This window comes from Cellulomonas sp. P2_B4 (assembly GCF_056404795.1).
This window is the reverse complement of sequence record NZ_JBFUDI010000110.1, coordinates 1-528: the sequence shown is the minus strand read 5'-3', so window position 1 is coordinate 528 and position 528 is coordinate 1. Positions and strand designations below refer to the sequence as shown.

Here is a 528-nt window from a genome sequence, read left to right as displayed (position 1 = left end):
GTGAAAGGGCAGGTCATCGAGAAGGGGTGTCGCCAACGCCTCGCGTCGATGATTGGAAGCCACGCCGACCACTGTCATCGCGAGATCGCCGGTTCGCAGGCGATACAGCAGATCGACCAGACAATGGTCGGGCCGGGAAACGAGGATAAGGACGCGCCGACGCTCAGCCCGAGCGCGCATCTGCCAGTCGATCGCGAACTTCGCGGCGAGGGGCTGGAATTGCTCGCGCACCTGTTCGAACGGTGCTCGCCCGTCCAGCGCAAATTCGACGCGCATGAAGAACCGTCCGGTCTCGGCGTCCTCGAACTGCTGAGCCTCGAGGATATTGCCGCCGCACTCGGTGAGATAGGTCGATATCGCGGCAACGATCCCGGGCCTGTCAGTGCAGGAGAGGGTGAGGAGATAGGAGTCGGTCATCACTGGTCCAGCGCCTGAAAGCCCCATTCGGAGTCGCGCAGCCGGAAGCGCCCCGCGGCGATCGCGCCCATCCAGCGCGCGGTGCGCTCCAGCCCGCCAAAGGGGAAGAGA

The 528-nt window shown here is 64.8% G+C and carries 1 protein-coding gene; it reads right to left on the bottom strand.

Annotation, left to right across the window (positions count from 1 at the left end; genetic code table 11):
* Window positions 1-417: ACT domain-containing protein (locus AC1DZC_RS20365; protein ID WP_477044553.1), on the bottom strand; the 417-nt coding region annotated here is incomplete at its 3' end.
* Window positions 418-528 lie beyond the last annotated feature (111 nt).